Genomic DNA, 15,845 nt, shown 5'->3' on the forward strand with positions numbered 1-15,845 from the left:
AACATGGGTAAATTCTACCGTTTTTTACCTATATATGAGCATTTAACACTCTATTGCTTTAGTAACGTCTGTAACGTCTGCAAGCCTGTCATATCAAATGTATCACCTGTTAGCTGATCAAGCATACTTGCTAGATTATCTTCAGCCGCTGCGAGCTGCTTTGTGGTGTCCATATAAGTATCCGCGTACTTATCCGCCAGCGCTTGCGTTTGTCGCGTTAAGTCACTAACCACATCGTCTGCCAGCTGCATCATGGCTTGATACAGCGGTACGATCCATTTATAGTTCAGTAACTCATTCACGGTAGTATCGTCCAGCGCCTCTATCGTCTCTTTGGTCTTTTGATGCAAGGCATCGCTGTCGTGTTTAATTTCAAGCTTGAGCGTTTTTTCTTCGTCTAGTAGATCGCCGATCTGCACCAGTGTTGCCTCATCGCTATCGTCTACAAACTCATGAGTGGCTTGTAAGATCTTAATATAGGCTCTGACTTTAGACGCTCCATAATCACCGCCTTTATTGGCCTCAATGTTATCCCAGTTAACTGCTAACTCATTGGCAACATAATCAAGTTTGGCAGGTTTTTTGGGCTTGGGCGTGGTATCTAAAAAGTCTAGGTAATCATTTAATGCTGTAATCTCAGGGGTTTCGATATCTGCATAGGTTGTATCAAGCGCTTTATTGACGTCACTGACCGAAAAGCTGCTACCGCTCTCATTGAGAAGGTTTTCTTTTTGCTCTTCATCCAGCTCATCGATAAGCGCAGCAAGCTCACCGCCCACTACACTCAAGCGGCTTTCTTTATCTTGCAGTTGCTGTAATTCATCAGCGAGTAGCTGTCTTTGCACCAGATCAAACGGTAAGATGTGCCCTACCCAGCCTTCTTGTACCTCTTCTTCCTTCCCTTTCACTTTTTTTGTCACTATATTTGGCACAACTTTTTTGGTAGCAGCAAAGCCTTCGGTCTGGATGATCTCAAGATCTATCATGATGGGTTGCCATAAATCATCAAGCGACTGATAAGCAGTATATTTATCAATCAACTCAAACCCTTGCAAGCGCGTAAATATATCATTTGCCAGTAGGTTCTCTTGTCTAGAAATTTTCAGCGTGATGGCATGATCAATCAGCTGCTGATACAGATAGTCAGAAAAACCAGCAAAGGCCGCTCGATAGCGCTCAAAGAATGCCTTAACATCTTGGTTTTGATAAATACGCTGCTCAATGTCCGTTGTTGTCAATTGACAGTAAGGCATATCCTTTATTTGCGTAAATAAAGTCTCTCTTAAGCTAGGGTATGCTTGCCAGTAGCGTTGCAGATGATCAATTTCATGCTGAGGAATACCGCCAAGCATCGTGGCGTATATGTCCCAAGTTTGCGCATCGTCAGATGAGTCAACATAACGCGGTATATTAAGATTATAGTTTTGGTCGCGTATGTCTTTTTGACTGACAACACGCGCATACTTGTCGATATTCTCTCGATTGATGACCGCATCAGTGATTTTCTTGATGTCGGACGCGCGTAGCTGATTGTCTTTTCCCGCTTTGATAAAGCCTTTTGAGGCATCAACGATTAATATATCTGTATTGGATCGTTTTTGTTTCAACACTATGATGATTGTTGGGATGCCTGTACCAAAGAAGATATTGGCAGGCAGTCCGATAATGGCATCGATATGATTATGCTCAATCAGGTTTTTACGAATAGTCTCTTCATCACCACCACGGAACAGCACACCATGTGGCAGTACAATGGTCATGATGCCGTCAGGCTTTAAATGATATAAATCATGCAATAAAAAAGCAAAATCTGCCTTGCCCTTTGGCGCAAGTCCAAAGCGAGCATAACGCGGATCGGACTCTTTATTTTTGGGTTGCCATTCTTGTGAGTAAGGCGGGTTGGACACCACAGCATCGACGTATAACGGCTGATAGCTATTCACAGGATCAGTCTCGTCAAAGTATGGCCAGTCATCCTCTAGCGTATCGGCATTACGGGTGACGATATTGGCAGGTAACACACCACGCATGATAAGATTCATACGAGTAAGGTTATAAGTATTTTGCTTGAGCTCTTGAGCGTAGTATTTGATGTTGTTTTTGTCGTCAATATGACGAGCTACAGATTGACCGATATTGATCAGTAGTGAGCCTGAGCCACTGGTTGGGTCATAAATTTCGATCTTCTCACGATCTTTTAAGTGGTACGCCATAATCTCAGACATGAGAAGCGACACTTCATGCGGTGTATAAAACTCACCCGCTTTTTTGCCTGCATTGGCAGCAAACATCCCTAACAAATACTCATAGATAAAGCCGAGCACATCGTAGTCTTGCTTGCCCTCCATTGGGATATCTTTAATTAAATAGATCAAGCTGCTGGCGGCATTGCTCTGAGATTTAGCATTTTCGCCAAGCTTACTTAGACCCGTTTGTAGGGTATCAAAGATACCTTCAAATACCTTTTTATGCTGAATGTTACGTGAAAACGCTGACAAGGCATCGCGCACATTAGAAATATCAAAGTCACTACCCTTGTTTATCCATGTTGAAAACAGGTGAGGATAAGCGATAAAGTAGCCGATACCGTTTTTGATAAAGTCTACTGTCTCAGTATCTTCTTCACTCAAGCCCACAATGTCTTGATCTGTAAAATCATTCGCTCTTAAAAACTGCTCTTCTTTATCTGATAGAAACTTGTAGAACACAAAGCCAATGATATAGTCTTTATATTCATTCGCTTCAATCTTCGAGCGCATTTTATTGGCAGATTGCCATATTTTTTTAGCGAGCTGTTGCTTATTCATAAGGCGATTCAATCTATGTCATTGAGTAGGTAATATGACGTCAGATTGTAGCGGTTAGTACTCTAGATGGCAAAGTGATATTGCTTTTGTTTATGGATATATTTCAGATAATAGAATAAGCTGCACATTTGGTAACATTAAGTTGTAAAAAATAATGAACTATTACTGATAGATATTCTAGGTCAAATATATAGAAATTTTTTATTAAGGATCAAAAAATGGGTTTTTTGAATTATTGGTCTGTAATGTATAGTTTTTTTCTTTGTCGTTAATGACAGTATAAAAGCCACAATGTATACATATAGTATAAATTCTGGTCAAATGTATTTTGTAGAACAACTATAGATGGAATATCGATATGCAGTTTAGAGTTCTTCCAGCTTTTATAGTTTTCATCGGCTCATACTTACCATTAGCACTAATTCTTGCAGTTCAGGATATACCAGTATCTTGGTGGCAAAGCTCATGCTGTAATTTCTTTAATCCATCTTCATGTAACTTTGTTCCTTTCATGAACCCAATACTATCAACCTTGTTCCTATTGATCACATTTATTTCAGTAGTTTTATCTAATAGTTTACTCAATAAGATATCTGTTCCAATTGATGCTCAAATTGAGTCACCCAAGGCTATTCCTAGTGACATCATTAATTATGTATTCCCATATGTCGTTGCATTCATGGGGCTAAGTTATAATACTCCTGAAAAGCTTCTTGGTTTTGCTGTTTTTTTATTTTGGATGTTTGCTATAACCTATAAGTCAGGGCAGATAATCATGAATCCGCTACTCTTGATGTTTGGGTGGAAAATTTATGATGCTAAAGTAAACATAAATAACAATGTAAAAGAAGTCAGAATTATAAAGAAAGGCAATTTACCTAACGGTGATTGTAAAGTGCAAACTGTTCAGAATTTTTATATCGCAAAGGAAAAAAGATGAATGCCGACTTTCAGTTATTAAGAGAATTTAATTTTAGTACGTCTACACCCTATCTCTGGGTATTTAAAGACAGTACTAGAGATATTAGATTTGTGACCAATTATGTTCAAACAGATGGTGATTTAAATAATGAAATAATATCATTTGTTAATAATGAAATGACTAGAATCACTGAGTGTTCACCTTACTCACATATCTCACAAAATAACGAGAATAGTTGTTTAGATCTCAACAAAAATAGTACAAACTTTCCTTTGCTTCAAACTCAAGTTGACCGTTTAGAAACTGAGAATCCAATTGAAGGAGCGGCAGCCTTAAAAGGATCAAAAGGCTATGTAGTTAAATTTGTTGATAACGGTACTACCGTGTATGCTGTTAGACGTTCTACATCAACATTTAAAACAGCATATAGAAAAAAGTTTTGATTTTTATGTTATTAACGATAGTATTTTTATTGCTAATAAAAATGGCTTTGAAGCTGCTATACAGCATAGAACACAATATGTGCAGGCATTTCTACAACTGCAACAATCTACTGATTTCAGATCACTGTTTACGGACATGAACCCTATTACTGACTATATAGGAAATAATTCAATACAACTCAGAAGAATGTCTGTTGTTCAGGCAAGAAGTATTTACACTAACCCTAACTTCATTTTAAACCTTCAAAGAGTTAATGCTGCTGAAAATTGGGGAATTAACTTCGACCCTGTATATAATAAAATCATTCCTTGTGTAGACACAATGAGAACGATACTATAGTCAGTTCTTTATAAATAAGATACAATCGTTTTAAAACAGATGAAATGCCAGAAGAACACATGACCTATTCAGCAGATTTTCGAGCACAAGTGATTAAAAGTGTCAAAAACAAAGACATGAGTATCCGTCAGGCTTGTACTTTCTATAATGTGAGCAAAACTGCATTACAGCGCTGGCTGAAAAACCCAAGTATCAAACAAACTCGGGATAAATCACCAACTAAAATACCTAATGAAGCACTCTTAAAAGACGTTGAACAATATCCAGACGACTATCTGTACGAGCGAGCTAGGCGCTTTGACTGTAGTAAGACCGGCATGCACACTGCTTTAAAACGTATAGGTATTAGCCAAAAAAAAGACCTTAGAGCATCCAAAAGCCTGTCCGATAAAAAGATCGATATATCAGAGTAAGCTTGATAGCTTTACACAGCAAGGTTATCCCATAGTGTATATGGATGAAAGTGGCTTCGAGGCTGAAACCATTCGTCCTTATGGCTATGCACCGATAGGCAAACCCTGTATTGACAGCTACAACTGGCAAGCAAAAAAGCGTACTAATGTCATCGGTGCTCTCTATGAGAAAATGCTGTTTGCGCTTGATTACTTTGAGCAGAATATTAACAGTAATATATTCTACGACTGGTGCAAACACACGCTAATCCCAAGCCTTAAAACCAAATGCGTGATTGTCATGGATAATGCACGCTTTCATAAAAATAAACGCATTCAAAAACTACTAAACAGAAATGACCATCGTATTCTATGGCTGCCACCCTACAGCCCTGATCTAAATCTCATTGAAAAGAAGTGGGCACAAGCAAAGTTTCTACGCCAAGGCTGGATGGAGAATAATCTGCCTAAACTGTTTCATGATATGGGCTGTATTTCTTTTATTGTGAACTGACTATAACTGTATTATTAGATCATCTTTTAATGAGCAGAATCACCAATAATAATTATGAGGTGCCAGACTCAATACAGGTTTGAACAAATAAATAAAATTCGTATTACTTATCCATCGATTCTGAATGAGTGCATATACATTGCTAATATCTCTACTAGTTTTACATGTTGTTTTAATTTATCGTATTGAAAAATTTGAGAGGTAAGGTAGAAGTATAAACCAAAAAGTATTTTTTAGTGATATTGTATGCTTAAAATTAAATAGCCACGTAGTAACATTAAGTTACGATTAAATTTCTAATAACGGCTTGCATCTAATACTTGAGTAGTGTTGGTCTATTTGTTGGTCTAATAATAATTCAAATAAAATTAATATTATTAATATCAAACACTTAAGTAATTAGTTAGACTTCCTCCTTCACCGCCAATCTTATATATGAATTCTGTTATCCTCTTTATCCTATCTTTTTTCCTATACTCTAAACAATAATGAATGCCTGTCATAGTAAGACGTCAAGTCTCTACTTGCTAATTACGGCTGTCAAAAATTTCATACCACTAAAATATCATTCTCGACCAAATAAATACCGTAAACAGCAATGATTCACGTCTATGCTGTAAAGGCTACCTTGTCCCTAGCCTGTATAGTATTTTTGCTATTAAATGCCTTATTGGTATTTTTTTAGAGTCTCTTTAAATGACTGCGCTATAAAATTTCCGGTCGCTGGATTAAACTCTTTGCCGTTATAGTTGGTAGAAATCTTAATATCACCATTAACGATTTTCTTAGCCAAAGTGTCTAATTTATTTTTCACTGCTGGTGATACATCATTAGCGACAGCTAGTCTCACCACATCCTGCTCACTCAGTCCAATCTCATGAATTTGATTAGGACGCCATTTACCCGTGGTTAAGTCTTGAGCGGCAGTAAGAATCGCCACGCTAGCATCTGCCACCGCTGAGCCAATGAAGGTATCATTTACTTTGGTCCAATCCGATACATTCCCGATATGTCGTACCTTGCCGTTATGAGTTTTTATCTCTTCAGTCACCCCTTGACGCCCAGCATTAAGCATGGTGTAAATGACGTCAGCACCTTTATATATTTCTGCTGAAGCCGCCTCCGCATTGATATCGTTGTTATCTAAATCACCGGTAAACCAAGTCAGGAAGGTGGCTTTAGGATTGACATATTTAAGCCCGTCATAGAAAGCCGCACGACCCATCAAACCAGGCTTTGGCCATGCACCGGAGATGTGACCAACGATGTTAGATTTAGTGGTGAGACCAGCCAGCGCGCCTGCCAACCAAGCAGAGTCTTCTTGGCGTACGACGTAGCTAGAAAGATTATCGCCTTGTACCTGACCTTGAATCACAACAAATTTAATATTAGGAAACTCTTTACTAACGATTTCCGCCGGACCGTTGCATTGACCGCCATGAGCAATAATCATATCAGGGCTTTTTTGAGCCAATTCTCGCATGGCATCGGTTAGTAGCTTTTGATCGGAGGTCGCAGATATGTTGGAAACGTATGTTGCATCGACATCCAATTCTGTCTTAATCTTTTCATAGCCACGATAGGCGGCTTCCATAAAGCCGTTATCATTATGCTTCCCCGGAATGAGCACAGAAATGCTGGGACGCTCGGCGGCTATGGCTTGTGTAAGTGGGGTGAATGATAAACCTGCGGTCATCAATAAAGCGCTGCCAATTTTATGCATCTTATCATCCTTGATAGTAGTGGGTTGACAATTCAAACATTAAGCATCAAACATTAAGCACTAGTCGCATCTATCCAGACGCTTTAATAAAGCTACACCAAAATCTAAATACCGCATTCAATAACTTTGTTAAAAAATGTAGAGGCGACGACTATTTTTATAACACTTTTATACCTATAGACAGTCGCATAAACATCATGCTTTGCGGTTTTACGCTTAGAAAGTATCTGGTTGTTATCTTGATGTAATGATAGTGAGGTCTAGCGTTTATGGTGGATGCCATCGCCTAAGAATTCGACTATAGTTAGGGGGTCAATAACGCTTTACGCACTAATTTAAGCATTAATAGCCAGTGAATAACCCACAACTTCCTAAAATATATTCAGGAGCAGATCATGAAAAAATTAGGCATTATTTTAGTTACAGGACTGGGCTTAAGTGCTTGTGCTAGCGGCATGCATGGTGGCACCACAGAAAGTGGCAATAATATAGTGACGCACTATCCCGTTGAGACTGCCCTACTTAACATTTATACCAAAGCGCGTAGCACGACGCTAACGGCGGTAGTAGACAACCAGATAGCCTCAGCAGACCTCAAAGTCACACCAAAAGGTAATATGGTATTTAATAATAAATCGGTACAAGGCGCAGAGATTAATACGCTTAATAAGATGAATAATCAGGTCACTGATCAATCGGTTGCCATTAACTATTTCAGCCTAAATCCTTTAATATTTCACGGCTTTACGGATAGTAAGGGTAAATACTCACTCTCAAACCAAACCACCACCATTCCTAAAACCGCAGCAGTGGGCGACAGTAGCAAACTGATCATGGAAACCGTTTATAGTGACAGTAGCCGCCGTCAAAAAATAGGAGAGTACAATCAGGACTGGTCGCTCATACGAGAGAGCAATAATACCGCGTGGTTCTGTATCAATACCTCAAGCAATCTTCTGCTGCGCTACGACCCTGAAGGCAACTCGTCAGAATGCTACAAAATCAATGCTCGTGGCGATATTTTAAGTAGTAAGGTCACCATCAACCAGCCGACAGTGAATGGTACTAGAACCCTACTGTTTACCAGCAAGTAACTGCCAAATAGTGAGCGTGCCTCAGCTGCCATCAATCAGTAGCTAAGCACAATAGCTGCTATTTTACCCATTAAAAAATGACGCCTCGTTACCCGAGGCGTCATTTTTTAAAATCAATCAGCTTATCATTACTAGGCTGTATTCAATCTAAGGACACTGATAGGATTTATATAGAAGTTAGGTTCGCGTACTCGATACCTTTTGATAAGACATAGCGCTTGTTGGTTTCGCCATCGGTTAAGAAACCACCAAAGGTTTGCGAGACGGCGCTAAATAGAATAATACTCACTGAAGTTAATGCTTCTTCTGCCAACACTTGAGTGTGTAGCAGCTCTTTGGCTTTTTCAACACTAATTACTGCACAGCTTTCGTTTTCACTCAAGCGTGGCTTGGCTTCGTCATTATAGTTTTTATAGCAAAAAGCAATCGAGATGTATTCATCTGAACCTGCCAATTCTGCCAAATAGGCTTTGTCAATCGGTCCGCGAGCTACCGTGCATTTAACCGCAGGCTGGCGCTTAAGCGGTTTTAGGCGCGGGCTGTGTACGATATGAATAAACGTTTCTTGTTGTGGGGTTTTGGTTTTAAACATTCTTGAGCATCCTTTCAAATAAAAGCTTATATCATTCAAGCTTGGTGGGTAACTTGGGGTTCATCATGATAATCTCATAAGGCTGACGGCATGACAATAAAGTCATAACAGTAGTTTTATGAGATTAAGACGGTACTACAATCTGTAGTTTGCCGTTACATGGGTTTTATTAGTATTCCATAACTGTAACAAGTATGCTATCCCTTTCATGAGTAAATAAATTAAGTAATGTTCACTTATGAAAGGAATAGCATGCGTATATTCTTCTTATTCTAGAGCCAGTTTTTATTTCTGCTGTTTTTATTCTTGTTATTAGGGTGGCGTGTTTTACTGTAGCACGGATGCATCGATTCCCTTGTGCATTATATGTTTTATTATAGTCGCAGTTATACTATGTTTTTTGTGACCTATCTTAGCTTTTATAAGGCAGCGTTTTTACTTTGTTAAGGGTGTTTTATTAACACTCAAGCCGTTACGTTTGCTGCACAGCTTGACGCTTACAAATGAGTATAAAAAGAGTAGACTGGCACAAATTTTTATAGCGATGAATGCCACTATTCATGCGCGTTTATCTGCTCAAAAGCCATCTATTATTTATAAATACTGAGTATCTGTGATGAGTCATGAGTACCTGCCTTCTCAAACCCGCCCGTCAATAGTAGCGATATACTGGCCGATGGTGGTGATTGCTGCCCTAGCGCTGACGTTACGCCCGACGCTCACGTCTACAGGTCCGTTACTGGCGGAGATTCGTACGAGTACCGGCATCAGCTTGCAGACAGCGTCGTTACTGGTGGTGTTGCCGATGCTGTGTATGGGAATATTTCCATTATTACTGCCCTGGATTGGTAAGCAGTTAAGTGAAAGCGCTTGGATTAAAGGGGGCTTGCTGGCGATTGCCGCCTCAGGCTTTTGGCGATTGGGATTGAGCACAGGTTGGGCATTGATTGCCAGTACTTTGCTTGGCGGTATCGGGATTGCGGTGGTACAGGCAATGGCTCCGGGCGTGGTAAAACGCTGGTATCCTCGGCGCGTGCCACTAGCGATGGGTATTTATTCAGCAGCGTTGATGACTGGTGGCGGTATGGCTGCCATGATAAGTCCGCTGGTGGCTGAGCATTATGGACATTGGCAAGCAGGCTTGGGCGTATGGCTGATTGTTCCAGTAATTACGCTGATTCTATGGTGGTTAAAAGCCAGTGAGGCGTTAGATAGCACTACCGACGCTGTTAAAATTAACTTTTTTAGCAAGCAGCGCGCGTGGTTACTTGCCAGCTATTTTGGTCTAGCAAACGCGGGTTACGCATGTATGATTGCGTGGCTACCAAGCTATGCACGCGGTATGGGCTGGAGCGCGCAGGATAGTGGCGAGCTGATTGGTATTATGACCATTTTACAGGTGGTCGGAGCATTAGGCGCGCCCGTACTGTCAGCAAAACGTTTAGATCGGCGTCCTTGGATGTTTTTTGCAGTGGGTATTCAGGTACTCGGGTTTATTGGACTGTTACTTATGCCAAATGCCCTTCTTATCCTATGGGTAGCAATGATTGGCTGTGGGCTTGGGGCGTGTTTTTCTTTAACTTTGACGGTGACGCTTGATCATTTATCTGAGCCAAGGCTTGCTGGCGCGTTGACCGCATTTGTACAAGGGATTGGCTTCATTATTACCGCCATTATTCCTTATATTGCAGGCGTGCTGCGTGAATGGACGGGCAGTTTTCAGGCGGTTTGGGTCATGTTGCTGATCACGCTTATTGGTATGCTCGTGGTTACGATAAAATTTAATCCTGCGCGCTATACTCAAGTAATGAATATGCCAAATGCTTAACGGTTAATGCCCATAGTTTGACTTTATACATAATAATAAACGGGTGACCCCTATGACGATAAATGTCGTTAACATTCTTCTGATTCTTCATTTGATTCTACTGATTATCATCTCGCTGCGGGTATTATCGCGTCACGACATGACCTCACCTGCCCGACTGGTATGGCTGGTTGTATTGTTTTTACTGCCCTATGCCGGCGTGGTTATCTATTGGCTGTTCGGAGAAATCCATTTGGGTCGGGATTTTGAGCGTAAAAATCGCGCCATTATTGATAAACTGCACCAGCAAGCGCCTGATGTATTGGGCAGTGATGCGGCATTACGTCTAGGGGTCAAGCCTGAATATCATGCTGCATTTGCTTATGGTGCCAATGTTACAGGCTATCATACGACGCTTGGCAACCGTGCTGAGCTGATGGCAGATGCCGATGAGACCCGCGCCCGTATGATTGCCGATTTTGATGCCGCAACCGATCATATTCATGTACTGTATTATATTTGGCTGCTCGATGGCATGGGCACAGATACCGCGCAAGCGCTGATTCGGGCAGCAAAACGCGGCGTTACTTGCCGCGCCATGGTTGATGGCATGGGGTCACGGAAGATGGTGAATTCGAAGCTATGGAAAGAGATGAAGGCTGCGGGCGTACAAGTTAGCGTGGCGCTACCGATTAGTAATTTTATTAAAGTATTACTGTTTAGCCGTATTGATTTGCGTAATCACCGTAAAATCACGGTCATTGACGGTAAAATTGGCTATAGCGGCAGTCGCAATTGCGCGGATCCTGAATTTACCCCAAAGCCAAAGTATGCACCTTGGGTCGATATTATGCTGCGTGTTGAAGGTCCAGTAGTTGCGCAAAATCAGATGCTATTTGCCAGTGACTGGTTAATGGAAAATCCCGACACGCCACTGAGCAGTTTTTCTTATGACACACAGCCAAAAGAAAATGGCTTTGCCGCGCAGGTTTTTGCTGATGGTCCAATTCAGCAGCGCGGTGCCTCTCCACAATTTTTGGGCGCGCTCATCAGTCAAGCTCAGCATACCTTGATGATTTCAACGCCCTATTTTGTACCCGATTATTCACTGGTTAGCATCTTATGTGCTACCGCTTATCGCGGTGTGGACGTGACGATGATTTTCCCAAAAAATAACGATTCATTCGTCGTCGCTGCCACCAGTCGCAGTTATTATTGGGAATTATTAGAAGCTGGGGTCAAAATTTATGAGTATAAGCCGGGCTTATTACATGCCAAAACTTTGACCGTTGATGGTGAAATCAGCTTGATTGGCTCAACCAATTTGGACTTACGCAGCTTTGATCTCAACTATGAAAATAACGTGGTCATGAGCGATAAGGCATTAGCCGCTGATATTATGGCGCGCCAATATCAATATATCGCCGACTCGGTCGAAGTTAAGCGCGAACAAGTCGAACAATGGCCATTATTTTATCGTATCTGGAACAATATCGTGGCAACGATAGGACCGGTTCTTTAATTCCGAATATCAGTATCTAGCGTATTCGCGGTACGTTTTTGTAAAATATAAATCACAAATTTTGCTTCAGTAGCAAAAGGTGCGGTTGCTGCATTGGCTAACAGCGCTTGGCGATTCTCTACGCGGGCACGATAGGCATAAGGCGTCATGGTTAATAAGTCTGCCAAGGCGTCAGCTGGCAAGCTTAGCGCGCTTGTCACTTGATGGGTTGCTACTAGCGTGAAATATGGCGCTAAGGTCGGTAAGAATTTATCAGAATCGTGTTCACGTACGCTATCAAATAATGCCTCGCGCAAGCTCATTAAATGCCCAACATCAGGTTTAGCAATGATTAAACAACCCTCTTCTCTTAGCATATCCGCGAATATTTCTGGCAAAATAGGGCTAAAAATACTGCTAATACCGTGCATACTGCCAGCACTTAATGGCAAATGCGCGGCACTGGTTACCAGTGGATAAATAGCTGTTTTCTTATTAGAATTTTCTTGATTAGCGCCTTGTTGATACCACAACCTATCCTTTATCTTACTGGATTTTGCAAGCTCTACCAATGCCGGTTTACTGATATCGGCGGCTATTAAGTTGTCGATAATTCCTTGCTGCGCCATGGCTTGGGTGTAATAACCTTCACCGCAGCCGATATCTAGCCAGTTTATTTCTGCCCTCTCATTATCAGTGCCAGTTTTATTTTGCCCCAATAACTGCGTCATTTGCTCACAAATTAGGTCTTTTAACGGTTGATAATAACCTGCAGTTAAAAAGCGCTGGCGGGCAATAATAGATTGCTGGCTATCGCCCGGCTCCTTAGATTTTTTTTGTTGAACAGGTAATAAATTAACGTAACCTTGGCGCGCCACATCAAAAGGATGTATCGTTTGTTTTGGCTGCAAGCTGCCATCACAGCGCCACGTATCGGCAGCAGGCTGGAGGGGCGATTGACAAATAGGGCAAATAAATAAGGACACAAGCATCTCAAAATCGGTCAAATATGCTGAGCATCTTACCAAAATTTGAACAGTAAGCGACAAAAAAGCCACTGCTTACGCTGAAGAAGTGGCTTTTTTTATGCTAACAAAAATGTCTAGCGCAGTTTTAAGGTCATCAGACCCAGCACCACCAATACAATGGCGATAATCCAAAAGCGTGCGACCACCTGCGTCTCTTTCCAGCCGATTTCTTCAAAGTGATGATGCAATGGTGCCATACGAAAGACGCGTTTTTTGCGCAGCTTGTATGAACCTACCTGTATAATCACCGATAATGCTTCAGCGACAAACAAACCACCCATAATCGCAAAAGCAATCTCCTGCCGCGTCATCACCGCAATTGTACCCAGCATAGCACCCAATGATAGCGCGCCCACATCCCCCATAAAGACTTGTGCAGGATGGGCATTAAACCATAAAAACCCAAGTCCGGCGCCAATCATCGCCCCGCAGACGATAATCACCTCAGAGTTATAAGCAATATACGGTACATGCAAATAATCGGCAAATCGAACGTCGCCTGATACATATGCCATCGCGCCTAAACCTGCGGCTACCAACACAACCGGTAAAATTGCTAAACCATCTAAACCGTCGGTTAAATTGACCGCATTGGACGCACCATTAATCACAAAGTAGGTAAAGATAATAAAACCAATACCGAATGGCACCGCGGAGAATGGAATCGTTAAATTCTTAAAGATAGGTAATAACACATCCTGCATCTCACGCGTGGTGTTGATGTCGGCTTGTTGCGTGGCGATATAATATAAAGATACCCCGACGAATAATGCGCCCATGGACAGCCAAAAGTATTTTTTACGAGCGATTAAACCAGTCGGATTTTTATACTTAATTTTTAGCCAATCATCTGCCCAGCCGACCAAGCCAAAAATAACCATAACGACCAGCAAAATCCAAATGTAAGGATTATTAAGCCGCGCCCATAATAAGGTTGAGACCCCGATAGCGGTTAAAATCAAAACCCCGCCCATGGTTGGCGTACCCGTTTTAATCAAATGCGATTGCGGTCCATCATTACGGATCGCTTGACCATATTTTAGGGTACGTAAATGGCGAATCACGCGCCCACCAAAAAACAGGCTAAAGGCAAGTGCCGTAATCACCGCCAGTAACGCACGCAGCGTTAACGAAGAGACCGCATAAAACGGAGAATAAAATTGCCCAAGCCATCCAAACAACCAAACTAACACGGTCTACTCCTTTACTAGCGCATCAATAAGAGATTCCATTTGCATGGAACGAGAGCCTTTGAACAACACAGTACAAGGCTGTGCTTGCTGCGCCTGTAAATACGGCTGTAAAAAATCTAACAAACTGGCTTTATCGGTAAATACGTGTGCCTCAATACCGCCAACGGCATTGGTATTTCCATCTGTATTGGCACCAGCAACAGTGTGCGCAGCATACTCGCCAACACACAGCAGCATATCAATGCCCGTGTCCGCAATCGCATGCCCAAGGTCATGATGTTCGCTAACAGCCGCCGCGCCAAGCTCACCAATATCGCCCAGCACCATAATTTGGATGCCTGTTTGCGCGGCTAATACGTGCGCAGCAGCGCGGACAGAATGCGGGTTGGCATTATAAGTATCATCAATCAGGCGATGCCTGCCGAGCATTTGACTGTTTAAGCGTCCTTTTGCTGGACGAGCAAGGTTCAAGCCAGTAACAATATCTTGAATATCAATATTGAGCGCATAGGCACACGCTGCGGCTGCTAAAGCATTACTCACATTATGCTCACCTGCCAGCGGTGAGCTGACTTCACCTGATTGACTACCAAGATGCAAGGTAAACTCACTGCCTTCAGCATGGACGTTAAGGTTACTGGCGGTCACATCGGTGCTGCCAAAACCAAGTACCTGCGATGTATGGACATTCGCAATTTTTCGCAACTGCTCGGCATAATCATCAGTATCAGGCACGATGGCAACTTGCTTATCCGTTAAGGTATGAAAAATTTCTGCTTTGGTTTGGTAAATACCGTCACGGCTACCAAACTCCCCTAAATGCGCGGTGCCAATATTTAAAATACACGCCACATCAGGATGTACAAGCTCTGTGGTATAGGCAATCTCACCAATATGATTCGCGCCAAGCTCTAAAATGGCATAACGATGCTGATCGGTCAGCTCAAGCATCATCATCGGCACGCCAAAGTCATTATTTAAATTACCACGGGTAATTAGAGTCGGTGCTAGGCGACTAAAAATGCTGCCTAGCATCTCTTTAGCGGTTGTTTTACCGCTTGAACCAGTGATAGCAATAATCGTCAAATCTGGATGCTGCTGACGACGATACGCTGCCAATTGTCCTAATGCCAAACGAGTATCTGTTACCACCAATTGCGGAATATTATTAGCAATGGCAGTTACCAGTGGACGCGACACAATAACAGCGCTTGCCCCTTGAGTAATTGCAATATCAAGGTAATCGTGACCATCAAAATTATCACCAATAATGGCTAAAAAAATATCACCAGCTTGGATGTTGCGGGTATCCGTGGCAATGCGGGTGCTGGAGATATTAACTGCTACAGTAGCCTGACTGTTCTCTAGCTGCCTGTCACCGAGCTGCCAGTACCCATCAAGTGCTGCTGTTGCTGCCAGCAGATTGTCTGCTTGCCAGACATACAGTCCTTGCGACGCTACATGGTTATTTTTGTCAGCGGTCATAACG

Annotated in this window: 14 protein-coding genes; 8 read left to right on the forward strand and 6 right to left on the reverse strand. The window is 42.0% G+C overall.

Going from position 1 to position 15,845, the window contains the following annotated elements:
* Positions 1-50: 50 nt before the first annotated feature.
* Positions 51-2,807, reverse strand: a complete 2,757-nt coding sequence (locus AAEY78_RS07980; RefSeq protein WP_352338790.1) for a type I restriction-modification system subunit M — start codon at positions 2,805-2,807, stop codon at positions 51-53.
* A gap of 358 nt (positions 2,808-3,165) precedes the next feature.
* On the opposite strand from AAEY78_RS07980, the gene AAEY78_RS07985 reads away from it, so the two are divergent.
* From AAEY78_RS07985 to AAEY78_RS08005, 5 genes are read left to right on the forward strand one after another with little or no spacing between them, the layout of a single operon-like run.
* Entirely contained in the window at positions 3,166-3,747 is a 582-nt protein-coding gene (locus AAEY78_RS07985; RefSeq protein WP_352338792.1) for a KwaA family protein, read from the forward strand.
* A complete protein-coding gene (locus tag AAEY78_RS07990) occupies positions 3,744-4,172 on the forward strand; it encodes a hypothetical protein (protein ID WP_352338793.1) in 429 nt (142 codons plus the stop codon). Before AAEY78_RS07985 ends, AAEY78_RS07990 begins: the two co-directional genes overlap by 4 nt.
* A complete protein-coding gene (locus AAEY78_RS07995; RefSeq protein ID WP_352338795.1) occupies positions 4,117-4,512 on the forward strand; it encodes a Kiwa anti-phage protein KwaB-like domain-containing protein in 396 nt (131 codons plus the stop codon). The genes AAEY78_RS07990 and AAEY78_RS07995 overlap by 56 nt, the downstream gene beginning before the upstream one ends.
* Before the next feature lie 44 nt (positions 4,513-4,556).
* Positions 4,557-4,925, forward strand: a complete 369-nt coding sequence (locus AAEY78_RS08000; RefSeq protein ID WP_352338796.1) for an IS630 transposase-related protein — start codon at positions 4,557-4,559, stop codon at positions 4,923-4,925.
* On the forward strand, positions 4,912-5,418 hold the full coding sequence (locus AAEY78_RS08005; protein ID WP_352338903.1) for an IS630 family transposase: 507 nt from the start codon (positions 4,912-4,914) through the stop codon (positions 5,416-5,418). Before AAEY78_RS08000 ends, AAEY78_RS08005 begins: the two co-directional genes overlap by 14 nt.
* A 667-nt stretch (positions 5,419-6,085) precedes the next feature.
* Here AAEY78_RS08005 and AAEY78_RS08010 read toward each other — a convergent pair.
* Positions 6,086-7,141, reverse strand: a complete 1,056-nt coding sequence (locus AAEY78_RS08010; RefSeq protein WP_352338798.1) for a BMP family protein — start codon at positions 7,139-7,141, stop codon at positions 6,086-6,088.
* 395 nt (positions 7,142-7,536) lie between these two features.
* Here AAEY78_RS08010 and AAEY78_RS08015 point away from each other — a divergent pair, with 395 nt between their 5' ends.
* Positions 7,537-8,235, forward strand: coding sequence for a hypothetical protein (locus AAEY78_RS08015; RefSeq protein ID WP_352338800.1), 699 nt, complete (start codon positions 7,537-7,539; stop codon positions 8,233-8,235).
* 166 nt (positions 8,236-8,401) lie between these two features.
* Here the strand turns inward: AAEY78_RS08015 and AAEY78_RS08020 are convergent, their stop codons facing one another.
* On the reverse strand, positions 8,402-8,827 hold the full coding sequence (locus AAEY78_RS08020) for a hypothetical protein (protein WP_352338802.1): 426 nt from the start codon (positions 8,825-8,827) through the stop codon (positions 8,402-8,404).
* Between the two features lie 616 nt (positions 8,828-9,443).
* Between AAEY78_RS08020 and AAEY78_RS08025 the strand changes: the two genes are divergently transcribed.
* Positions 9,444-10,655 carry a CynX/NimT family MFS transporter gene (locus AAEY78_RS08025; RefSeq protein ID WP_352338804.1) on the forward strand — a complete coding sequence of 404 codons (1,212 nt, stop codon included), beginning with the start codon at positions 9,444-9,446 and terminating at the stop codon, positions 10,653-10,655.
* A gap of 52 nt (positions 10,656-10,707) precedes the next feature.
* Positions 10,708-12,156: a cardiolipin synthase gene (gene cls / locus AAEY78_RS08030; RefSeq protein WP_352338805.1), complete on the forward strand. Its 1,449-nt coding sequence runs from the start codon at positions 10,708-10,710 to the stop codon at positions 12,154-12,156.
* Here cls and AAEY78_RS08035 read toward each other — a convergent pair.
* The 3 genes from AAEY78_RS08035 to AAEY78_RS08045 all read right to left on the reverse strand — a co-directional run bounded on the left by AAEY78_RS08035 (position 12,153) and on the right by AAEY78_RS08045 (position 15,841).
* Positions 12,153-13,127, reverse strand: coding sequence for a putative RNA methyltransferase (locus tag AAEY78_RS08035; RefSeq protein WP_352338807.1), 975 nt, complete (start codon positions 13,125-13,127; stop codon positions 12,153-12,155). The two genes, cls and AAEY78_RS08035, sit on opposite strands and share 4 nt — an antisense overlap.
* A gap of 110 nt (positions 13,128-13,237) precedes the next feature.
* Complete coding sequence (mraY, locus tag AAEY78_RS08040) at positions 13,238-14,356, reverse strand: phospho-N-acetylmuramoyl-pentapeptide-transferase (protein ID WP_352338809.1); 1,119 nt, start codon at positions 14,354-14,356, stop codon at positions 13,238-13,240.
* Between the two features lie 3 nt (positions 14,357-14,359).
* Entirely contained in the window at positions 14,360-15,841 is a 1,482-nt protein-coding gene (locus tag AAEY78_RS08045) for a UDP-N-acetylmuramoyl-tripeptide--D-alanyl-D-alanine ligase (RefSeq protein WP_352338811.1), read from the reverse strand.
* Positions 15,842-15,845: the final 4 nt, after the last annotated feature.

The sequence above is a fragment of the Psychrobacter sp. 16-MNA-CIBAN-0192 genome, from assembly GCF_040309565.1.
GTDB lineage: Bacteria > Pseudomonadota > Gammaproteobacteria > Pseudomonadales > Moraxellaceae > Psychrobacter.